This is a genomic window from Candidatus Marivariicella sp. (assembly GCF_983056325.1).
Map to the genome: position 1 here is coordinate 15,948 of NZ_CEZOWA010000006.1, position 22,607 is coordinate 38,554.

At 30.6% G+C, this 22,607-nt stretch carries 15 protein-coding genes and 2 tRNA genes; 9 read left to right on the top strand and 8 right to left on the bottom strand.

The window, feature by feature from the left end; translation table 11 throughout:
- Positions 1-42: 42 nt before the first annotated feature.
- Positions 43-1,662, top strand: a complete 1,620-nt coding sequence (locus tag AC3ATN_RS02855; protein ID WP_487531727.1) for an aminopeptidase P N-terminal domain-containing protein — start codon at positions 43-45, stop codon at positions 1,660-1,662.
- On the opposite strand, the gene thrC is transcribed toward AC3ATN_RS02855, so the two are convergent.
- Genes thrC through AC3ATN_RS02875 form a run of 4 tightly spaced genes read right to left on the bottom strand, consistent with a single transcriptional unit; the run spans position 1,659 to position 8,918 of the window.
- A complete protein-coding gene (gene thrC / locus AC3ATN_RS02860) occupies positions 1,659-2,954 on the bottom strand; it encodes a threonine synthase (RefSeq protein WP_487531728.1) in 1,296 nt (431 codons plus the stop codon). The genes AC3ATN_RS02855 and thrC overlap by 4 nt on opposite strands.
- Positions 2,954-3,877: a homoserine kinase gene (locus AC3ATN_RS02865; protein ID WP_487531729.1), complete on the bottom strand. Its 924-nt coding sequence runs from the start codon at positions 3,875-3,877 to the stop codon at positions 2,954-2,956. Before AC3ATN_RS02865 ends, thrC begins: the two co-directional genes overlap by 1 nt.
- A gap of 2 nt (positions 3,878-3,879) precedes the next feature.
- Positions 3,880-6,318, bottom strand: a complete 2,439-nt coding sequence (gene thrA / locus AC3ATN_RS02870) for a bifunctional aspartate kinase/homoserine dehydrogenase I (RefSeq protein WP_487531730.1) — start codon at positions 6,316-6,318, stop codon at positions 3,880-3,882.
- 53 nt (positions 6,319-6,371) lie between these two features.
- Positions 6,372-8,918: an ATP-dependent Clp protease ATP-binding subunit gene (locus AC3ATN_RS02875; protein WP_487531731.1), complete on the bottom strand. Its 2,547-nt coding sequence runs from the start codon at positions 8,916-8,918 to the stop codon at positions 6,372-6,374.
- Between the two features lie 218 nt (positions 8,919-9,136).
- Here AC3ATN_RS02875 and AC3ATN_RS02880 point away from each other — a divergent pair, with 218 nt between their 5' ends.
- The 8 genes from AC3ATN_RS02880 to AC3ATN_RS02915 all read left to right on the top strand — a co-directional run bounded on the left by AC3ATN_RS02880 (position 9,137) and on the right by AC3ATN_RS02915 (position 18,428).
- A complete protein-coding gene (locus tag AC3ATN_RS02880) occupies positions 9,137-11,785 on the top strand; it encodes a DNA gyrase subunit A (protein WP_487531732.1) in 2,649 nt (882 codons plus the stop codon).
- Positions 11,786-11,817: 32 nt separating this feature from the next.
- Positions 11,818-13,050 carry a tetratricopeptide repeat protein gene (locus AC3ATN_RS02885; protein WP_487531733.1) on the top strand — a complete coding sequence of 411 codons (1,233 nt, stop codon included), beginning with the start codon at positions 11,818-11,820 and terminating at the stop codon, positions 13,048-13,050.
- Positions 13,051-13,148: 98 nt separating this feature from the next.
- Positions 13,149-15,188, top strand: a complete 2,040-nt coding sequence (locus AC3ATN_RS02890) for an HD family phosphohydrolase (protein ID WP_487531734.1) — start codon at positions 13,149-13,151, stop codon at positions 15,186-15,188.
- A 62-nt stretch (positions 15,189-15,250) separates the two neighbouring features.
- Positions 15,251-15,334 (top strand) — tRNA-Ser (locus AC3ATN_RS02895).
- A 7-nt stretch (positions 15,335-15,341) separates the two neighbouring features.
- Positions 15,342-15,415: transfer RNA gene (locus AC3ATN_RS02900), tRNA-Arg, on the top strand.
- A 452-nt stretch (positions 15,416-15,867) separates the two neighbouring features.
- Positions 15,868-16,980 carry an alanine dehydrogenase gene (ald, locus tag AC3ATN_RS02905; protein WP_487531735.1) on the top strand — a complete coding sequence of 371 codons (1,113 nt, stop codon included), beginning with the start codon at positions 15,868-15,870 and terminating at the stop codon, positions 16,978-16,980.
- An 18-nt stretch (positions 16,981-16,998) separates the two neighbouring features.
- A complete protein-coding gene (locus tag AC3ATN_RS02910) occupies positions 16,999-17,454 on the top strand; it encodes a DUF4442 domain-containing protein (RefSeq protein ID WP_487531803.1) in 456 nt (151 codons plus the stop codon).
- Positions 17,454-18,428, top strand: a complete 975-nt coding sequence (locus tag AC3ATN_RS02915; RefSeq protein WP_487531736.1) for an NAD(P)H-dependent flavin oxidoreductase — start codon at positions 17,454-17,456, stop codon at positions 18,426-18,428. Before AC3ATN_RS02910 ends, AC3ATN_RS02915 begins: the two co-directional genes overlap by 1 nt.
- A gap of 5 nt (positions 18,429-18,433) precedes the next feature.
- Here the strand turns inward: AC3ATN_RS02915 and AC3ATN_RS02920 are convergent, their stop codons facing one another.
- From AC3ATN_RS02920 to tsaD, 4 genes are read right to left on the bottom strand one after another with little or no spacing between them, the layout of a single operon-like run.
- Positions 18,434-19,732: a M20/M25/M40 family metallo-hydrolase gene (locus tag AC3ATN_RS02920; RefSeq protein ID WP_487531737.1), complete on the bottom strand. Its 1,299-nt coding sequence runs from the start codon at positions 19,730-19,732 to the stop codon at positions 18,434-18,436.
- A gap of 1 nt (position 19,733) precedes the next feature.
- The gene (locus AC3ATN_RS02925) at positions 19,734-20,822 is read right to left on the bottom strand and encodes an AI-2E family transporter (RefSeq protein WP_487531738.1); all 1,089 of its coding nucleotides are present in this window, start codon (positions 20,820-20,822) and stop codon (positions 19,734-19,736) included.
- A gap of 28 nt (positions 20,823-20,850) precedes the next feature.
- The gene (locus AC3ATN_RS02930) at positions 20,851-21,567 is read right to left on the bottom strand and encodes an RsmE family RNA methyltransferase (protein ID WP_487531739.1); all 717 of its coding nucleotides are present in this window, start codon (positions 21,565-21,567) and stop codon (positions 20,851-20,853) included.
- Positions 21,568-22,590, bottom strand: coding sequence for a tRNA (adenosine(37)-N6)-threonylcarbamoyltransferase complex transferase subunit TsaD (tsaD, locus tag AC3ATN_RS02935; protein WP_487531740.1), 1,023 nt, complete (start codon positions 22,588-22,590; stop codon positions 21,568-21,570).
- Positions 22,591-22,607: the final 17 nt, after the last annotated feature.

A 22,607-nucleotide genomic window follows, 5' to 3' on the forward strand; every position in this document is an offset into this window, starting at 1 on the left:
TTTTATATTTACTTAACTTCAAAATTAAATTCATTTTTATTTATGAACACTAAAACACTTTACAAAGTTTTAATTATTTATTCATTGATTTTTAATGCACAACTTGCTGCTCAAGACAGATACGGTATTTCAAATGAATTTCATCGTAAAAATAGAGATAATTTACGAGATCAAATGTCAGATAATACCGTTGCTGTGTTATTTTCTAGTCCTGTTAGAAAAAGAGCAAACGATGTTTACTATTCATATCACCCTGATCCAAATTACTACTATCTTTCTGGTTGGAGAGAACCACATTCTGTTTTAGTAATATTTAAAAATACTATAACAGATACCTTAGGAAATTATAATGAAATTTTATTTGTTAGAGAAAAAAATGCATACGATGAAAAATGGAATGGGAAGAGGATGGGATTAGAAGGAGCAGAAAGATTGGGTTTTGATAAAGTTTTAAGTAAAAAAATGTTTTCAAAAATGAATTTTAATTTTGAAAACTTTGAAATGGTTTTATTAAATCCATTTCAATCAGATGTAAAAAACATTATTAATGATGAAAGTGATCTTTTTGATCTTCAAAATCAATTAAAAATCAAGTTAAACTATCCTAAGAAATATAATTCTGAAGTTTTTAAGTGGTATGAAATGATAAAATCGGTTAACACTAAAGACATTGAAAAATTAAAAAGTCAAATTCGTTTTTTTTCAGGTAAAAATAAGAATCTCTTAAATGATGAAATTTTAAAAACATTTATTTCTACCGAAACAGATGAATTTTTGAAAGAAGCTAGCTTCAATTCTAAATTAGTAATTCCAGACTTCAACTTTAACTTTGTTTTCCTAAATAAATTTCTCACAAATCAAAGAGAAATTAAGTCTAGAGAGGAGATCGATTTAATAACTAAAGCAGTAAAAATATCCACAGTTGGTCAGAATGAGGTTATGAAGGCTGTAAAGTCCGGAATGAGTGAAAGAGAAATTCAAGGAATTCATCAATATGTATATAAACGTTACGGTGCTGCTCATGAAGGTTATCCTTCTATTGTTGGGGCAGGAGAAAACTCATGTATTTTACATTATATAACTAATGACAAGACCAATATTACAAATCAACTAGTTTTGATGGATCTCGGGGCAGAGTATAAGGGTTATACAGCTGATGTCACCAGAACAATACCAATAAGTGGTAAGTTTTCAGAAGAACAAAAACTCATATATAAAATTGTTTATGACGCACAAGAGGCAGGAATTCAAATGGCTCAAAAGGGTAATTCATTTAGTCAGATCTATGAAGCTACAAAAGTTATTGCGCTTGAGGGCTTAATCAGATTAGGAATATTAAAAGACGAAAAAGATTTAAAAATATACTATCCTCATGGTGTTTCTCATCATATTGGTTTAGATGTTCATGATCCCGGTAATTATGGTTTGTTGTCAGAAAATATGATTATAACTGTTGAGCCGGGTATATATATCCCAAATGGAAGTAATTGCGATCCTAAATGGTGGTCAATAGGTGTTAGAATTGAAGATGATATACTCATAACTAAAAACGGCAATGAAAACTTATCTAGATTTGCTCCAAGAAAATGGGAGTTAATTGAGGAAAAAATGAAAATGAAAAGTCCATTAGATAATTTTATTTTACCTAATATTTTAAATTAATTTTTTAATAAATAATTTTTCATTTCATTGTAGTCAGATATTTCTATAGATTTTTTTTCACCATTTAAAGTTTTGTTTAGTTTTGAGGGTGCTTCTATTTTAATTTTAATGGTTTCTTCCACAATTTCAGAAAACTTACATGGGTGTGCAGTTTCCATAAACACACCAATTTGATTAGGATATTTTTTGGAATAATTTTTCAGTCCTAAATAACCGATAGCTCCGTGAGGTTCAAGTATGTATTTGTATTTATCATATATTTTTTTAATGCATTTTTTTGTCTGTACATCATTAAAACTATAACCGGTTATGCTTTTCTTTAATTTATAAATATCATAATTAAAAATTTTTTGAATTCGAACGAAATTACTTGGATTTCCTACATCCATTGCGCTAGATATTGTCTGAACAGTTGGTTTTGGGTTATAAATACCATTTTCTAGGTAGGAAGAAAAGGTGTTGTTGAGATTTGTGCAAGCTAAAAAATGATTAATAGGTAATCCTAATTTTTGCGCAATTAACCCTGCGCATAAATTCCCAAAATTTCCACTTGGAACAGAAAAGTTTATTGGTAATTTATATTTCATAGCACTTTTGTATGCAGCAAAATAATAAAACATTTGAGGAAGCAACCTTGCAACATTTATTGAGTTTGCAGAAGTCAGTTTAATTTTTTCAGTTATTTGGGTATCTAAAAAGGCTTTTTTAACCATAGCTTGGCAATCGTCAAAAACACCATCAACCTCTAGAGCTGTAATATTATTTCCGAGAGTTGTCATTTGCTTTTCTTGGATACTACTTATTTTTCCTTTAGGGTATAATATAACAACCTCAACTCCTTTAACACCATAAAAGCCATCTGCAACAGCTCCTCCAGTATCTCCAGATGTTGCTACTAATACTGTAATTTTTTCTTCGCTATTTTGATTGAAATAACTCAAGCATCTAGCCATAAATCTTGCCCCTACATCTTTGAATGCAAGTGTTGGACCGTGAAATAGTTCAAGAGAAAAAATATTTTTTTCTATTTCGATTAATGGAAAATCGAAAACTAAAGTCTCATTAATTATGTTTCTGAGTTGGTTTTCTGGAATTGAATCTCCTATAAATTGATTTATAGCTTCGTAAGCAACTTCATTTAAACTTAATGAATTCAAGTTTTTTATAAAACTTTTTGATAATGTATTTATTTCTGTTGGATAATATAATCCTTTATCGGGAGCAATACCCTTAATCGTTGCTTCTTTAAATGTAGCTTTTTTAGATAGATTGTTTAGGCTTTTGAAAAACATTATATAATTTTTTGAACTCCATTAGGATTTATTTTTGACACATAAATATCAGAATCTATTCCTAGTTTTGAAATAATATCTTTAAATTGATTTGCTACTTCTGTTGCTAAACTCATGCCTCTTGATATTGCAAATACTGATGGTCCTGAACCTGATATTCCACATCCTATTGCTCCAATCTCAAGAGCTGAGTTTTTTAAAGTTTTGTATTCAGGTATTAAAACAGATCTTTCTTTCTCAACTATTTCATCTTTTAAACTTCTAGATATTAAACCATAATCATTCGTGTATAGACCACTTATTAATCCAGCAATATTTGCCGTTTGTTTCACCATGCTTTTAAATGGAACCTCTTTTTTTAAAATAGCTCTGGAGTGAGATGTTTTTAGCTCTATTTTTGGATGAATAATAGTTATAACAAGATCTGAAGGAGATGGAAGTTTTATAATGTCTAAAGATTTTAAATCTCTAACCAAAGTAAGTCCACCAAGCATTGCAGGAGCAATATTATCGGCATGTGCTTCTCCACTTGCCAATTTTTCTCCATCTACTGCATGGACGATTAAATCAATTTTTTCATGCCTTCTTTCTAGTAATTCATTTATTCCATAAACAGCTCCAACTGCACTAGCAGCACTACTTCCTATTCCACTTCCAGCTTTAACTTTTTTATAAATTTCTATTTCTATACCAAATTCAGTAGGATATTTATTCAGATACGATTTTGCTGCTATCCCTGCTACATTTTCTTCTATTTCTAGAGGTAAGTTTTCGCCATCAATTTTAATAATGCTAAGACCAGGGGTTTTAGCCTTTCTAATTATCATCTCATCACCTACTGTCTCTAAACATAATCCTAGTACGTCAAAACCACATGAAAGATTAGCAACGCTCGAAGGGGAGAATATTTTTATTGAATCCATTTCTATCTTTTTCCGATTTTTATAATATCAGCAAATATTCCGGCTGCGGTAACATCAGCCCCTGCTCCAGCTCCTTTAACAACTAAAGGCTGGTCCGAATAACGACTTGTGTAAAACAATACTATATTATCATTTCCTTTCAAATTATAAAAATCGTGTCCTTTACTTATTTTTTGGAGACCAACTTTTGCCATCCCATTTTCAAGTTCGGCAACATATTTTAATTTAGAATTACTGAGTTCTGCATCTTTCAAAATTTCATTGAAGTGTTCTGAATTGTTTTTCAGATTATCATAAAACTCTTCCTTTGTTTTGGTCTTTAAAGATTCGGTAGGTAAAAAAGATTTGTTTTGAATTTCATTTAATTCAATATTTAATCCAGCCTCTCTAGATAAAATCAAAATTTTTCTAGCAACATCGATACCACTCAAATCAATTTTTGGATCTGGTTCAGTATAACCCATTTCTTCTGCTTTTTTCACAATATCTAAAAATGACACCCCATTTTTAAAATTATCAAAAATGAAATTTAAACTACCAGATAAAACTGCCTGAATCTTTAATATTTGGTCTCCAGAGTCAATCAAGTTATTTAGAGTATTGATTATTGGAAGACCAGCTCCAACATTTGTTTCATATAAAAATGGTGTGTTGAATTTTCTTGAAATGGATTTTAAATTTTTATAATTTTTTAATTTATCAGCACAAGCAATTTTATTACAAGTAACTATACTTGTGCTATTATTTAAATATTTTGAATATTCTTTTGAAATGGTTTCACTGGCAGTATTATCAATAAAAATAGTGTTTCTTAAGTTTTTGGACTTTATATGATTAAAAAATAATTTTCTATCAGATCTAATTCCATTTTTAAGAGAAGAGTCCCACTTGGTAAGATTAATCGGCTCACTACTCAATATCATTTTTTTTGAGTTTGAGATTCCCATAACTCTAACTTTTAAATGAATATTTTTATAAAGATATTCTTCTTGGCATCTAATTTGTTCCAATAATCTCCCTCCAACATTACCAACACCCGTAATGAATAAGTTTAATTCTTTAATCTGAGACTCAAAAAAGCTTTCATGAAGAGTATTCAATGCTTTTTTAATGTTGACTTTATCAATAATTATTGAAATATTTCTTTCTGAGGCGCCCTGAGCTATTGCTCTAATATTGATATTATTTGATCCTAGACTACTAAAAAGCTTTCCGCTTATACCCTGATGATCTTTCATTTTATCTCCAACTATAGCTAGATTAACCATATTAGACTCAACTCTTGTAAAATTAACTTTATCTAGGCCAATTTCAAATTCAAACTCTTCATCAATTAATATTTTGGCTTGTTGAGCATCTTCATCTTTAACTCCAATGCACATAGAGTATTCTGATGAAGCTTGAGTAATCATTATTATATTAATATTTTTTCTTGAAATTGCCTCAAAAAGTCTATTTGAAAATCCAGGAACTCCAATCATACCATTTCCCTCAAGAGTCAAAATAGATACATTATCAATGTGACTTATTCCTTTAACAATCTGACTATTTACACTAGAATGGTTAATTAATGTACCCCTGTCACTAGGTTTAAATGTATTTTTTATTATCATTGGTATTTGTTTATCAATGATGGGTTTAAGCGTTGGAGGGTAAATCACTTTAGCCCCAAAATGTGACATTTCCATTGCCTCATAATATGTCAGATTCGTAATTGGAACTGCCTGTTTCACAATTTTTGGATTTGCAGTGTACATTCCACTCACATCTGTCCAGATCTCTAAAACACTTGCATCTAGAATATTAGCTAAAATAGCAGCTGTGTAGTCGGAGCCTCCTCGACCCAATGTTGTAGGCTCTGCATTTTTGTTGGATGAAATAAAGCCTGAAATTATTGTGGCTTTAGATGTGTTTTTTTTATAAAAATCTAGTACTTTCTCTTTAGTTTTTATTAGATTAATTATCTCTTGATCATTTTTATTTTCGGTCTCAATTAATTTGACAGCATCAGCTTTAACAATATCAATATCGTTGTTTTTTAAAATTTTATATAAAATTGAACAAGAAAAAATCTCTCCAAAACTCAAAATAGTTGCAGAAGACTTTACTGTTGCTTCTTTCAAGGTAAAAACTGAGTCAAGAAGGTTTTCAAGACAAATAATTTGATTTGTTATGAAACTGATCATACTACCTTGTTGATCTAAAGGAAGACGATTTTTAATCAAATTTGTGTGACGTAACTCTAAATCACTGATTTCATTTTTGTAGTTTAATTCACCAATACTTGCCTTTTTTATCATATCTGATAAAATATCGGTAACTCCTCCAAGTGCAGAAACAACTACAGTAAGTTTATTTGGATCTTTTTTAATTATTTCAGAGACAAAATCTATAGAATTTTCGTTTGAAACAGAGGTCCCTCCAAATTTTAAAACTTTCATTTATTGGTTTTTTAAAAAAGTATAAAAATATCTTTAAATAGGTTTATCCGTTACTACGAAGTTGTTTTGATTTTGGAGATATCAAGTTTTTCATTATTTTTTGAGTGATTTATAGTAATTGAGTCTCCCTCTGTTATTAGATTATTGACTATTTGCTCAGCAACTAAGTCTTCAACATATTTCTGAAGAGCTCTTTTAAGTGGTCTGGCACCGTATTTTGTATCATAACCCTTTTCAACAATAAAATCTTTTGCAGACTTAGTTAGTGATATTGAATATCCAAGTTTTTCAACTCGAATCATTAGTTTTTTTAATTCTATTTCAACAATTTTTGATATTGCATTTTTATCTAAGGAATCAAATATTATAAAATCATCTATTCTGTTGAGAAATTCAGGAGCAAAAGTTTTTTTCAAAGCACTTTCAATGACACCTTTTTGAATTTCATCAGATTGGGATTTTTGTGAAGATGTTTCAAAACCGACTCCTGTTCCAAAGTCCTTTAGTTGTCTTGCTCCAATGTTTGAAGTCATTATTATTATTGTATTTTGAAAATTGACTTTTCTTCCTAAACTGTCAGTTAAAAAACCATCATCTAAAACTTGAAGTAACATGTTAAAAACATCAGGATGTGCTTTTTCGACTTCATCCAAAAGGATTACTGAGTAGGGGCGTGTTCTAACCTTTTCACTTAACTGACCCCCTTCTTCATAACCTACATATCCAGGAGGAGCTCCAATTAATCTAGAAATAGCAAATTTCTCCATGTATTCGCTCATATCTATTCTAATTAAGTTTTCTTCAGAATCAAATATTTCTTCAGCTAGTATTTTGGCTAACTGTGTTTTTCCGACACCAGTTTGACCAAGAAAAATAAAAGATCCAATCGGCTTATCAGGAGCCTTGAGACCTGATCTGTTTCTTTGAATGGACTTGACTACTTTTTCAACTGCTTCTTTCTGCCCAATAAGTTTTTCTGATATTATAGACGTTAAATTAGACAGTTTATTCTTTTCTGACTTAACAACTTTATTTACAGGTATATTCGTCATCATTGAAACAACATCTGCAATATCTCCTTCATCAACTAATATTCTGTTTTGTTTTGAAGTTTCATTCCATTCTTCCTGAGCAGAAAGTAATTTTCGCTCGATCTTTTTTTCATCATCACGAAGTTTTGCAGCTTCTTCATATTTCTGTTTTTTAACTACAGATGTTTTTTGATTTCTAATTTTTTCAAGCTCCTCTTCTAATTCAACAACTTCTTTGGGTACGTTCATATTCTGAATATGTACTCTTGAACCTGCCTCGTCTAGTGCATCAATTGCTTTATCTGGTAAAAATCGATCTGAAATATATCTTGAACTAAGATCTACACATGCCTCTAAAGCTTCATCTGTGTAAGTTACACTGTGGTGATTTTCATATTTATCTTTTATATTTTTCAATATCTCAAGAGTTTCTTCTAAAGAAGTTTCTTCTACTAATATTTTTTGAAAACGTCTTTCTAGAGCACCATCTTTTTCAATATTTTGTCTGAACTCGTTTAATGTGGTTGCTCCAATACATTGAATTTCTCCTCGAGCGAGTGCAGGTTTGAACATGTTGGAGGCGTCAAGACTTCCTGTAGCACCACCAGCTCCAACAATAGTATGAATTTCATCAATAAAAAGAATGATATTATTATTTTTCTCTAGCTCATTCATAACAGCTTTCATTCTTTCTTCAAATTGACCTCGGTATTTTGTTCCTGCCACAAGACTAGCTAAATCTAGGGTAACAACTCTTTTATTGTATAAAACCCTTGAAACCTTTTTCTGAATTATTCTCAAGGCTAATCCTTCAGCTATTGCAGATTTTCCAACTCCAGGTTCTCCAATTAATAATGGATTATTTTTTTTACGTCGACTCAAGATTTGAGAAACTCTTTCAATTTCTTTTTCTCTCCCAACTACTGGATCTAACTTATCGCTAAGAGCCATAGCAGTTAGATCTCTTCCGAAATTATCTAGTACAGGGGTTTTAGATTTTACATTAGATTTAGACTCGGATGAAGGTATAAAAGGATTTTCTTTTTTTAGATCGTCATCTTCATTTTCTTTTTCATCAGGAAAAGATTCGCTTCTAGATAGGTCTTGGTATTCATTTTTATCATTAGATATTAGAAGTTTAAACTCTTCTTTTATAAGTTCGTAATCTATGTTTAAATTTTGAAGAAGCTTAGTAGTTGGATCATTTTCGTTTCTGAGTATACATAACAACAAGTGCACAGTATTAATTAAATCACTTTGAAATAGTTTCGCTTCTAAAAAAGTAGTTTTTAAAGCCCTTTCAGCCTGTCTTGTTAAATGAAGATTCTTTTTTTCATTAACGGAGGAGTTAGTTTGAATAGTAGCAGGATTTAATATTTCAACTTTTTTTCTTAATGATTCTAAGTTAATTTCCATCGATGTTAAAATTGAAATAGCTTTTCCTCCACCATCTCTTAGTATACCCAACATCAGATGCTCAGTTCCAATAAAGTTATGTCCAAGTCTTAATGCTTCCTCTTTACTAAAAGCTATTACATCTTTTACACGAGGTGAAAAATTATCATCCATAATTAACATTTATTAGTTTAATTGCAATTAATGTTCCAAAACACATTTACTTCATAAAAGGACAAAAAAAAATCCATTTATCAAAACTCTGATTGGTAAAAATTATGATTAATTATCTTAATTTGAATGTTAATAAATTTAAAAATAAAAGCCCATTAATTATATAGTATTTATATGTCTTATGGTTATTTTCGTAGATACAGTAAAATTATATAAAAATGGCTTCAGAAGAAAAATTGATTCCAATCAATATTGAGGATGAAATGAAATCGGCGTACATAGATTACTCTATGTCTGTCATTGTGTCACGTGCCCTGCCAGATGTGCGAGATGGATTGAAACCAGTCCATAGAAGAGTTCTTTATGGGATGCATGAATTGGGAATAAGAGCAACAACTGCATATAAGAAGTCTGCCCGTATTGTTGGAGAGGTTTTAGGAAAATACCACCCCCACGGCGATACATCTGTATACGACACTATGGTTCGAATGGCTCAAGAGTGGAGTTTAAGATATCTTTTGGTTGATGGTCAAGGTAATTTTGGTTCTGTTGATGGAGATAGCCCCGCAGCAATGAGATATACTGAAGCAAGAATGAAAAAAATGTCTGAAGATATGCTTGCAGACATTGAGAAGGACACTGTTGATCATCAGCTTAATTTTGATGACACTTTAAAAGAACCTACTGTTTTACCTACAAGAATACCTAATTTATTGGTTAACGGCGCTTCTGGTATTGCAGTTGGTATGGCAACTAATATGCCTCCTCACAATCTAACCGAAATTGTTGATGGTACTATTTTGTATATAAATAAAACTTTTATTGATAAAACTGGACTTTCTGACCAGGTAGAAGTTGATGAAAACGAAGTAATTCAATCACTAATTGAGAAATCTTTAGATGAAAATTATTCCCCTTCAAAAGAAGAGATTAGTATTGAGGAAAAACTCTTAAAAACAAATAAGCAAAACAAAAGTGATATTGATGCTTTAATGCAACATGTAAAAGCTCCAGACTTTCCTACAGGTGGAATTATATACGGTTATGAGGGAGTTCGAGATGCTTTTCATACTGGACGTGGAAGAATAGTTATTAGAGCTAAAGCTATAATTGAAGAGGTTAATGGAAGAGAGTGCATTATAGTTACCGAAATACCCTATCAAGTTAATAAGGCTGAAATGATTAAAAAAACAGCCGAATTAGTCAATGATAAAAAAATTGAAGGAATTTCAAATATCAGGGACGAGTCTGATAGAAAGGGTATGAGAGTAGTTTATATTCTCAAGCGAGATGCTATCCCTAATATTGTTTTAAATAAATTATTTAAGTACACCTCACTCCAATCCTCCTTTAGCGTAAATAATATAGCTCTTGTCAAGGGACGTCCACAAATGTTAAACCTAAAGGATATGATTCTTCACTTTGTGGATCATAGACATGAGGTAGTTGTAAGAAGAACCAAGTATGAATTAAAAAAAGCCGAAGAACGTTCTCATGTATTAGAAGGATTAATAATTGCTTCTGATAATATAGATAAAGTAATAGCACTTATTAGAGGTTCGAAAAGTCCAGATGAGGCAAGAGAAAAGCTCATGAATAATTTTAAATTATCTGAGATTCAAGCCAAGGCCATAGTTGAAATGAGATTGAGACAACTCACAGGCTTAGAACAAGATAAACTTCGTTCTGAATTTGATGAGCTTCAAAAAACAATTACTGGATTAAATAATATACTTGACGATAAAGATATTCGAATGGGGATTATTAAATCTGAGCTTGAGGAAGTCAAAGAAAAGTATGGAGACAACAGACGTTCAGAAATTGAATATGCTGGAGGGAATTTTAGTATGGAGGATATGATTCCGGATGAGAAAGTAGTTATAACTATATCTCATGCAGGTTATATCAAAAGAACACCATTATCTGAATATAAAACTCAGAATAGAGGTGGAGTTGGACAAAAGGCTTCTACAACGAGGAATGAAGATTTTCTTGAAGATTTATTTGTTGGAACTAACCACCAGTATATGCTCTTTTTTACTCAAAAGGGTAAATGTTTCTGGATGCGAGTTTATGAAATTCCAGAGGGATCGAAAACATCAAAAGGAAGAGCAATGCAAAATCTTGTAAATATAGAGCAAGACGATAGGGTTAAGGCGTTTATTTGTACACAGGATCTAAAGGATGAAGAATACATAAATAGTCATTATGTTATTATGGTAACAAAAAAAGGTCAGGTTAAAAAAACCTCCTTAGAAAAATATTCTAGACCCAGAGCCAATGGAATAAATGCAATAACGATTAAAGAAGATGATGAACTTCTAGAAGCAAAATTAACAAACGGTTCAAGCCAAATCGTTTTAGCTGTCAAATCTGGAAAAGCTATTAGGTTTGAAGAAAGTAAGACAAGACCAATGGGAAGAGGTGCTTCTGGAGTTCGTGGGATTAGGTTAAAGGATGAGAAGGACGAGGTTATAGGAATGATTTCCGTTAACGATATGGATACAAATGTTTTAGTAGTTTCTGAAAATGGTTATGGTAAAAGGTCAAGTTTAGATGATTATAGAATTACAAATAGAGGAGGTAAAGGCGTAAAAACTATCTCTATTACTGAGAAAACAGGAGAATTAGTTTCCATTAAAAGTGTAACTGATTCTGACGATTTGATGATTATTAATAAATCTGGTGTTGCAATAAGAATGGAGGTTTTAAATCTTAGGGTTATGGGTAGGGCAACTCAAGGTGTGAAGCTTATTAACTTAAAAAGTACCGATCAAATTGCAGCAGTTGCTAAAGTTATGAAGGATGATGAGGTTATAGAAGAAATTGATGATATTGAAACAAATGAAGGGCCAATAATTAAATAAAATCTATTAATTTTACATTAAAACAATAAATAATGAAAAAAATAATAACTCTTTTTTTTATTTTATTGAGCACTTCAATTTTCGCTCAAAAAAAACAATTTAAATCCGCAGCAAAAGCCTTTAAAAAAGGAGATATAGTATTATCTGCTAAAATATTATCAGATAATACTTCTTTGTTTTCTCAAGCAGATGATAAAATAAAAAATCAAGTAAAGTTCCTTTCTGCGAGGATTGATCATGAGAATAAGAATTTTTCTTTAGCGTTAAATAGTTATAATGATTTAAAAGGTAATCCTGATTTTACGGATTTAGTAAATGAACGTCTAAAAGTATTGTCTGGTGACATAATAACTGTAGCTATAGAGGAAAGTGAAGCAAAAGAATTTATTAAATCCTCCAAGAAACTTTATATGGCATACACCATTGATAAAGAAGTGGGTATGGATTTTCTTTTTTATGCTTCACAAAATGCAATAAATGGTCAGGATTATGAAATGGGCCTCAATTATTTATTACAGTTAAAAGAAAAAAAATATTCAGGTTCAGTTATAAATTATTTTGCAAAAGAAAAAGCTACAGGAAATGAAATCCCTCTGGATGCTACACAATATAAATTTTTTCAAAAATCGGATGGTTATTCTGATTTTAGAGAAGAAAAAACCCCTTCAAAATATCCTGAAATAGTTAAGAATATTGCATTAATATACGCAAAGCAGGGTAAGAATGATAAAGCTCTTGAAGCTGTAAAGGAAGCTCGTGTTGAAAATCCAGATGATTTAAACCTGATACTCACTGCTGCTGAAATATATATTGATTTAGGTGAAAAAGAGAAGTTTAAAGAATTAATATCTCAAGCCATTGAAAAAGATCCAAACAATGCAGTTCTATATTTTAACTTAGGAGTTGTTAATAATGATCTTGGTGATATCGATTCAGCCAGAGATTTTTATGAGAAAGCCATTGAAATTGATCCTACATATGAAGCTGCATATTTTAATTTAACATCTCTAATTCTATCTGGTGAATCAGCTATAGTAGAAGAGATGAATTCATTGGGTACTTCAAGAGCGGATAATGCAAGGTATGATACTCTTAAATCTAACAGGGAAACCTTGTATCTAGAATGTGTGCCATTTTTAAACAAACTAATAAACTTGAATAATAACATTGAGGCAATTCAAACTTTAATGAATATATACGGAACAATAGGAGATAATCAGGGTTATATGAAAATGAAAAAATTGCTTGAAGAGATAAAATCATAATAATTTTATTAACTAAAACCCCCTTTTCTAAAGATTTGAAGGGGTTTTGTATTTAGGATATTTAAATACATTTAGTATTTTTATTATAAATAAATAACTTGAAAAATTTATATAGTTACTTTATCCTAAAACAATCCTTATTATATAAGATATTACTTTTTATAGGTTGTAGTGCTTTTGTAGTATATATTTTTCCTAGAGGAGGTCAATTCAAGTTTGAATATCAAAAAGGAAAAATATGGCAGCACCAAACTTTATATGCGCCTTTTGATTTCACTATTCTTAAATCAGAACAAGAAATCAAAGATGAAAAACAACAAATAGAGATCAACCAGCCTAAATACTATAGATATGACAACTCTATTTATGAAAACATTTTAATAAAATACGATACACAATCTAAATTAGTTTTTTCTAATAATGCATTAAGTGATAAATTAATTTTATTTGGAAGAGGGTTAATTGATGAAATTTATAAATACGGAGTTCTACCCATCAATTTTAATTCAAATAATAATAATTTGTATCTAATTAAAAATACAGAGGAAGCATCATTGAGCCTTGATCAGTTTTTTATTATTGAAAATCTAAATGATTTTATAATAGATAAAACTAAAGCTTCCAATTTAAATATATATAGTAATCAATTTTACAGCCTTCTTTTTGATCTAATTCAGCCTAATGTTTTTTTGGATGAGAATTTTACAAAAAAAGCTTTGAAAGAATCTTTAGATGTTATATCTCCTTCTAGAGATTATATTATTGAAGGTAAACTTATAGTAGCTCAAGGAGAGGTTGTTGAGGGAGAAAATTTCCTTCAATTAGAGTCGCTAAAGAAGGAATATATGTCTCTAAATATTTCAAAAAGTCAAGAATACACTATCCTGTTTGGTTATACAATTCTTATAAGCGTTGTGTTTTTTATGCTGTATTTATTTATAAAAAATTACAGAAATGATATTTTTAAAAATAATAAAGATTTAACTTTTATTGTTTTTAATATCCTTTTTTTGTTGAGTTTAACAACTATAATACTCAGTTTAAATGGTGATTTTTATTATGCAATCCCATTATGTATTCTTCCTCTTACTTTAAAAACATTTTATGATGCAAGGTTGGGACTCTTCACCCATGTTTTAACTGTTTTACTTCTTGGTTTTATAGTTCCCAATGGATTTGAATTTGTTTTTCTTCAAACTATCGCTGGAATAGTAATTATTCAAACACAAACTGAGCTTCACAAGCGAGCTAGTATATTTATTTCGGTCAGCCAAATAGTACTGGTATATTTAGTAGGTTATTTTTCTTTTTCTATAATTCATGAAGGTAACTTCAGTTCTTTTGATTTTAATATTGTTGTATACTTTATTGTTAACGGATTACTCACTCTTTTTGTTCAGCCTTTAATATATGTTTATGAAAAACTATTTGGTTTGGTTTCTGATGTTACTTTATTGGAGTTTTCAGATACTAATTCAAAACTATTAAAGCAATTATCTGAAAATGCTCCTGGAACTTTCAATCATTCTCTTCAAGTTGCGAATTTGGCTGAAGCTGCTGCTAACGAAATAGGAGCAAACAGCCTTTTGGTGAGAGTTGGAAGTTTATATCATGATATTGGTAAAATAAGTACTCCTACTTTTTATACAGAAAATCAAAAATCGTACGTATCTCCTCATGAAGATTTGACTCCGGATCAAAGTGCTGAAATAATTATTAATCATGTCAATGAAGGAATTAAAATTGCCAAAAAAAATAATATTCCTGATAGAGTCATTGATTTTATAAGAACTCATCATGGCTCCAACACGGTTTATTATTTTTATCAAAAAGCTGTTGAACTTTATGGAGAAGAGAATGTAAATAAAAAAAAATTTAAATATCCTGGCCCAAAACCCTTTTCAAAAGAAACTGCGATACTAATGATGGCAGATTCGGTTGAGGCTGCTTCCAAGAGTTTAAAAACGCCCACTTTTGAAAAGATAAAAGACTTTGTAAACAATTTAACTGATAAGCATATGTATGGTAAACAGTTTGAAAATTCAAATATTACTTTAAATGAGATTGAACTTGTTAAAAAAGTTTTAATTAAAAGATTGGTAAACATATATCATATAAGAATTGAGTATCCCGAATAATGTTTTTTTAAAAAACATTTGTAGTTACCATCTTAAACTTTAGATTTGCAAATTACAAATCAGGAGGGGTGCCAGAGTGGTAATGGAGCAGTTTGCTAAACTGTCAACGGGTAACCGTTGCCAGGGTTCGAGTCCCTGTCCCTCCGCAATTAAGGTCGCGTAGCTCAGCTGGATAGAGCATCTGCCTTCTAAGCAGACGGTCACAGGTTCGAATCCTGTCGCGATCACAACAAAGATCCGTAAAGTGTTTAATTATAATACTTTACGGATTTTTTCATTTTTATGTAGGCTAATATGTGGGTCGAAACTATTGATTAAATATGTATTTATTTGCTTATTTATGACAACAATACCGCCAAAACATTCAGAATTGATCAGTATTTAATAAAATGGCCGAAAGCTGTCGCGATCAAATCACACCTTACATTAATAGTCAGGATTTTTTGTTAAATAGCTGTTTTTACATTTTTTTTTAATTTAAGAAAATCCTATTTAGAAACTCCAGAATAAAATTCATCTACTTGTCTTACTTCTTTTATTATAGTATTCATTCTCAATAATGTGAAGAAATGGTTAGTAAGATTTATTATTTCTTTATAGTATAACTCTTGATTGATTTCTTTTACTTTATTTTAATAATCTTTTAAATTTTTATATACTTTTACATCAAATTTATTCTATGAAAATAGGTGTCCCTAAAGAAATCAAACCTCAAGAAGCTCGTGTTGGATTGACACCATCTGGAGCAGCAACTTTAGTTTCGGACAGTAATGAAGTTTTTATTCAAAAAAGTGCTGGAATTGATAGTGGTTTTTCAGATGAAGAATATATTGCAGCAGGCTGCAATATATTAAGTTCAATACAGGAAATATACTTTATTTCCGATATGATAGTGAAAGTAAAAGAACCATTAAAACCTGAATATTCTTTGATTAAACCAAATCAATTAATATTTACATATTTTCATTTTGCTTCAAGTGAAACTCTTACTAATGCCATGATTAAAAGTGAAGCAATTTGTATTGCTTATGAAACTGTAGAAAAAAATAAAGGTTTACCACTTTTAGTTCCCATGTCTGAAGTTGCTGGAAGAATGGCAACTCAACAAGGGGCGAAATATTTAGAAAAGCCTCAAGGAGGGTTAGGGATTCTTTTAGGAGGAGTTCCTGGTGTTGCTCCAGCTAATGTTTTAATATTGGGAGGGGGTGTAGCTGGAACAGAAGCTGCGAGAATGGCTGCTGGATTGGGAGCCAACGTTACATTGTTAGACACTAACTTAGATAGACTAAAATTATTAGGTGATATTCTTCCTCCAAATGTAACCGTACTTTATTCAGATTCATCAACAATAAGTAAACATATTAAAATTTCACATTTGATTATTGGAACAGTTTTAATTCCAGGCGCGAAGGCTCCAAAATTAATCACTAAAGAAATGCTAAATGATATGCAAAAAGGTACTGTGCTTGTAGATGTTGCTATCGATCAAGGTGGATGCTTTGAGACAAGTATTCCAACAACTCATGACAAACCTATTAATACTATTAATGGTATAGTTCATTATGCGGTAACAAATATGCCTGGAGCCGTTCCAAACACATCCACAAAAGCTTTAACAAATGCTACTATCTCATATACTCGAGAATTAGCTTCCAAAGGTTGGAAAAAAGCTTGTAATGACAACTATTCTTTAATGAAAGGTGTTAATATAGTTGATGGGAAAATTACTTATAAAGAAGTTGCAGAATCTTTTTCTCTACCATACCATTCAATTGATGCATTTTTGAATTAAAATTAATTATATTTGATTGTGAAGGTTACACCAAATCGCTTTAATATTTTTATGTTTTTTAAACTCCCATCAGCATGGTGGTCAGGAGTTAGATTACATGAAATCTCCTCTGAAAAGTGTATCGTTAAAGTAAAACATTCTTGGATTAATCAAAACCCATTTAAATCCATGTTTTGGGCGGTTCAGGGAATGGCCGCTGAAATGACTACAGGTGCCTTCTTAACTCGTGAAATTAATTTAAGTGGAAAAAATATTTCCATGTTGGTTGCTAATAATACTGCTAAGTTTACTAAAAAAGCAACAGGAAAAATTCGTTTTGTCTGTGATCAAGGATTAGAAGTAAAAAAACTTATAAATAAAACCATTACAACAGGTGATGGTCAAACCCTATGGATCGATTCCAAAGGATTTAATGAAGAAAACATTATGGTTTCTCATTTCTCCTTTGAATGGTCTGTTAAACTCAGAAAATAATGAAACCATCTTTTTTTAATGATTTATCTCTGCCCGTTATAGCAGCACCTATGTTTTTAATTTCAGGTCCAGAATTAGTTATCGCATGTTGTAAAAGTGGAATAGTAGGAACATTTCCTGCACTCAACCATAGAACAACCGATGGATTTGAGCAGTGGGTTATTCAAATTAATGAACAGCTTGATGCTTTTGAAAAGGAAACAGGACAAAAGGCAGCTCCTTTCGGAGTTAATTTAATTGTGCATGCAACTAACATGAGGGTTCAGGCTGATTTAGCAGTTTGTGTCAAACATAAAGTTCCTATAATTATTACTTCCTTGGGGGCGGTTCCAGAACTAGTAGATACAGTTCATAGTTATGGTGGTTTAGTTTATCATGACGTTATTAAAAAGCGACATGCTGAAAAAGCTTCGGAAGCAGGAGTTGATGGTCTTATATTAGTTGCTGCTGGAGCTGGAGGACATGCAGGAACTCTTCATCCTATACCTTTAATAAATGAAATTAGAAAATTTTTTAAAAAAACAATTTTACTTTCAGGATGTTTAAGTTCTGGTAAAGATATTGCTAGTGCACTTCAAATGGGTGCTGATTTCGCCTATATGGGTACTAGATTTATTAATGTTACTGAAAGTAATGCTAGTGAGGATTATAAACAAATGATTATTGATAGTTCTGCTGAAGATATTGTATATACTGCAGCTGTTTCTGGAGTTCATGGTAGTTTTTTAAAACCTAGCTTAGAAGCTATGGGAATTACGGAGGAACAATGGTCTAAATCCAAAAAAGTTGATTTCGGGAGTGAATTAGATGCTGCTAAAGCTGAAGCTCAGGCTTGGAAAACAATTTGGTCTGCTGGACAAGGTGTAACAACTATTAACGATGTTCAGTCAACTGAATCTTTAGTTACTCAACTAAAAAAAGAATTTAAATCTTCGATTGAAGAACAAGAGAAACTACTTAAAGTTTTTGCTTAAAAACTTTATTTAGAGTTAATTAATCGATAAATAAAGATTGCAGTCCTTACCGTTAGTGACTCCATTGTTTTAAGATTTACGGTTTCCTGAGGCGTATGTGCGTTTTCTCCCATTGTTCCTAATCCATCCAACGCATCAACATAATCTGCAACAAAAGAAACATCTGCAGCACCCCTTTTTCCTGGATCGTATGAAACTACTTCTCCTTGCTCAAGAGACAAACTAACATCGCTTAACTGCTTTAAAAGTTTAATATTTCCTTGGGTTGGACCCATTGCCGGATAACTGTCTGTAAAAGTAATATTTGCCGATGTATTTGGAAGTGATTCATTTACAATTGACCTCATTTTTTCTCTAGCTCTCTCTTTTTGATTCTCCGAAATAAATCGAAGTCCGCCATTAACTTTTGCAACTTGAGCTACTACATTTGTTTTTCCAAACACAAAACCTTCACTTTTTTTATTATCATAATTGATAAATGTACCTCCAATCAAATTTCCTGGATTAAAGGTTAACAATTCTTCTCCTCTAACTTCTTCATAAAAACTATTTAAAATTCGACCCATTTCAAAAATAGCTCCTGCTCCAACAGATTCACCGAATATTCCGGACGAATGAGCTCTTTCCCCTTGGGTTGTTATACTCCACCCAGATGCTCCTCTTCTAGCAATAGTTGCATTGTTATACCCTGTTGAATTTTCAAAACCAAGAGCGATATCACTCATTTTTGCAGCTTGAATAAGATCCATTCTTGACATGCTTATTGGTTTCCCAGTACTTTCTTCATCTCCAGTCATGGCAACTGTTATGTATGCATCTTTTAATAAATTTAATTCATCAAGGGCTTTAAGTGCATATAACATAACTACATTTCCACCTTTCATATCATTTCCCCCAGGAGCAAAGGCTATCGAGTCTTTTCTTTCAAAAGTTTGGAATGGGCTGTTTTCCTCAAAAACAGTATCCAAATGACCAATAAGAAGTAATTTTTTACCTTTAGATCCATTTATTTTTGCGAATAAATGGCCTGCTCTATTCATTTCCTCTGGCATTTCTACCCATCGTGTTTTGAAGTTTATATGATCAAAAGCATCTTGAAAAACATTTCCTACTTTTCTTACTCCTTTTATATTTAATGTTCCACTATTAATATTCACAACCTTTTCTAAAAAAGTAATAGCTTCTTCATTATTTAAATGAACTTGATTTAATATTTTCTTTTCTATTCTAGATAGTTTTGTTTGGGAGTAAATCGAAGTTTGAAATAAAAATAATAATAATAACAGATATCTATTAAAAATCATATTATAAGTTTTTAGTTAAAGATTTGACAATTTTATTTTCTTCAAAAAATGTTTGAAGCATCACTTTTATTGATGTATAGGCTGGAATGGCAATAATTAATCCAATTGTACCAAAAAGTGTACCGGCAATTATTATTACTATAAAAATTTCCAGAGGATGAGATTTTACTGATTTTGAAAAAATATAAGGTTGACTGAAAAAGTTATCAATTATTTGACCAAAAGTAAATCCTAAAAGAACCAATAGTGTTTTTGGAATAATAACGTCTGTGAAAGATGCATCGATGAAACTTGTCATAGTTAGTACACTAATTAAAATTGCTCCGATAACTGGCCCCAAATAGGGGATTAAATTTAATAGGGCACACAAAAAGGCTATTATAAAAGCATTTGAAACACCGAGAATTAGTAAAACAGAGGTGTATATTATAAGTAAAATCGATATTTGAAAAACAAGTCCGATAAAATATCTTGAAAGTAAATCTTTGATTTTCTCAAGACCTTTTTTAAATTTTGATTCCAAACTATCATCTACAAAGATTAAGGCTGTTTTTTCTAAAATTTTACTGTCTTTAAGAAGGAAAAAACTAGCAAAAATTACTGAGAACAGTCCAATTGTGAAATTACTTAAAGTCCCAATAATATTATTCAAAAAGTCAGGAATATTGCTAAGTCCAATATTTGAGAATATATTATTTGATATTGTATTTGTATTTAAATATGAATTATTCCATCCAATAAAATCACTAATTTGAGTACTCAAAAACATAAACTTATTCTCAAGTTCTTTAACATCTAAAAGAGATAAATTATCTCCCTGTTCTAATATTAAGGGGATAAATAAGGAAAACATGCCCATAAACAAAATAACATAAAATAATAATGTAATTATGGCAGCCCAAAGTGAAGAAAATTTTAATTTTCTTTCTAAAAACAAAACAATAGGTCTTCCCACTAAAGCCAGAACTGCTGCGATTGCTAAGTGTATAATTAATTCTTGTAGACTATAAATTAAATAAATACACAATGAAAAAAATAAAAACTTATAAATAGCATTTAAAATTCCTTTAGTTATGTTTTTAGATTCCATGTTTATAAAGATATAAAACTCCTTTAATTTATTTTTTTTGTAAACAAGAGAGAACAGATATTGCTTGTGTTACATATATGGCAGCAGTTTCCGTTCTAAGGATATTGTTACCAAGACTAATTGATTCGTAGTTATTTATATTAGCCTGAGTTATTTCATTTTTACTAAAATCTCCCTCTGGACCGATTAAAACAATTATTGGTTTATTTTCTAATGAAATATTGGCTATGTGTTTCTTATTTGAGTTTTCGCAATGTGCAATTAATTTATTTTTAAAATCATTATTTTTCAAAAAGTCGCTGAAAGTAACAATTTCCTTTATTTCTGGTACATAAAATTGTTTTGATTGTTTAATAGAGCTAATAGCAACTTTTTGAAATCGAGATAAATTAATTTTCTTACGTTCGCTATTTTCAGTTTTTATAAAATGAATTTTCTTAATACCAATTTCGGTTGCTTTTTCAATGAACCATTCATTTCTATGATTACTTTTTGGAGGAGATATTGCTATTTCAAGATCAAAACGGTTGTCTTCAATTATTTCAGATTTAATCTTTATAGCTTCGGTGTTTTTATTTCCCACCTCAATTAATTTTCCGCTCCACTTTAATCCATTTCCATTTGTGACAGTAATATTATCCCCTTCAATTTTCCTCAAAACTTTATAAACATGCTTACTTTCTTCAGATGAAAAAATAAAACTTTCTGTTTCTTGAGATATTTTTGGATTGAAAAATAGATTCATTTAAAATGTCATTCTTGAATTAGAAGTGGAACTTAAATCACTAAAGTTGTTTTCTATAAATTTAAGATAGCCAGCAATTCCAATCATTGCTGCATTATCTGTTGTGAATTCAATAGGGGGTATATAAATTTTCCACCCATTATTTTCTTTCTTGTTATTTAGAAAAGCTCGAACAGAACTATTAGCTGACACCCCTCCACCAATGGCTACTGAACTTATTTTAGTTTTATTTACAGCCATTTCAATTTTATCAGTTATTATTTTTATTAATGTTGATTGGATACTACTACAAAGATCATTGAGGTTTTCTGAAATAAAATTTGAATTATTATTTTTTTCTTTATTTATAAAATTTATGAAAGCTGTTTTACATCCACTATAGCTTAAATTTAAACCTTTTACTTTAGGTATTGGAAATTTATATTTTTTTGGATTTCCTTTTTTTGATAATTTATCAATTATTGGTCCTGAAGGATATTCAAGACCCATTTTTTTTCCACATTTATCAAATGCTTCTCCTATCGCATCATCGAGTGAAACTCCGATTACTTCCATATCAAAATAATCCCTCACAATTATTATTTGAGTATGACCCCCCGAAATATTTACACCTAAAAATGGAAAATGTGGAGATTTTTGACTCTTATTATATATAAAGTGGGCTAAAAGATGAGCTTGCATATGATCAACTGCTATCAAGGGAATTTTTAAACCTATAGACATTGATTTCGCAAAACTATTTCCAACAAGTAATGAACCTAATAGCCCTGGCCCCTGAGTATACGCAATAGCACTTATTTGATTTTTTTTTATTTTGGCATCTTTCAACGCTTGGTTAACTACTGGAATAATGTTTGCTTGGTGGGCTCTTGACGCCAATTCAGGAACAACTCCACCATATTCGTTATGAATTTCTTGGTTGATTATACAATTTGATAGAACTTTGTTGTGATCCAATATTGCTGCTGCGGTATCGTCACATGATGATTCTATTGCTAAAATGTAGCATGGTGTTTGTTTCATAAATGAAATAGTAACTT

Excerpts from the sequence above, each read along its gene's own strand:
- AC3ATN_RS02865 (WP_487531729.1), bottom strand. The coding sequence starts at position 3,877 with ATGGATTCAATAAAAATATTCTCCCCTTCGAGCGTTGCTAATCTTTCA.
- AC3ATN_RS02885 (WP_487531733.1), top strand. The coding sequence starts at position 11,818 with ATGAAAAAAATAATAACTCTTTTTTTTATTTTATTGAGCACTTCAATT.
- AC3ATN_RS02915 (WP_487531736.1), top strand. The coding sequence starts at position 17,454 with ATGAAACCATCTTTTTTTAATGATTTATCTCTGCCCGTTATAGCAGCA.
- AC3ATN_RS02920 (WP_487531737.1), bottom strand. The coding sequence starts at position 19,732 with ATGATTTTTAATAGATATCTGTTATTATTATTATTTTTATTTCAAACT.
- ald (WP_487531735.1), top strand. The coding sequence starts at position 15,868 with ATGAAAATAGGTGTCCCTAAAGAAATCAAACCTCAAGAAGCTCGTGTT.
- AC3ATN_RS02930 (WP_487531739.1), bottom strand. The coding sequence starts at position 21,567 with ATGAATCTATTTTTCAATCCAAAAATATCTCAAGAAACAGAAAGTTTT.
- AC3ATN_RS02925 (WP_487531738.1), bottom strand. The coding sequence starts at position 20,822 with ATGGAATCTAAAAACATAACTAAAGGAATTTTAAATGCTATTTATAAG.
- thrA (WP_487531730.1), bottom strand. The coding sequence starts at position 6,318 with ATGAAAGTTTTAAAATTTGGAGGGACCTCTGTTTCAAACGAAAATTCT.
- tsaD (WP_487531740.1), bottom strand. The coding sequence starts at position 22,590 with ATGAAACAAACACCATGCTACATTTTAGCAATAGAATCATCATGTGAC.
- AC3ATN_RS02855 (WP_487531727.1), top strand. The coding sequence starts at position 43 with ATGAACACTAAAACACTTTACAAAGTTTTAATTATTTATTCATTGATT.
- AC3ATN_RS02875 (WP_487531731.1), bottom strand. The coding sequence starts at position 8,918 with ATGGATGATAATTTTTCACCTCGTGTAAAAGATGTAATAGCTTTTAGT.
- AC3ATN_RS02880 (WP_487531732.1), top strand. The coding sequence starts at position 9,137 with ATGGCTTCAGAAGAAAAATTGATTCCAATCAATATTGAGGATGAAATG.
- thrC (WP_487531728.1), bottom strand. The coding sequence starts at position 2,954 with ATGTTTTTCAAAAGCCTAAACAATCTATCTAAAAAAGCTACATTTAAA.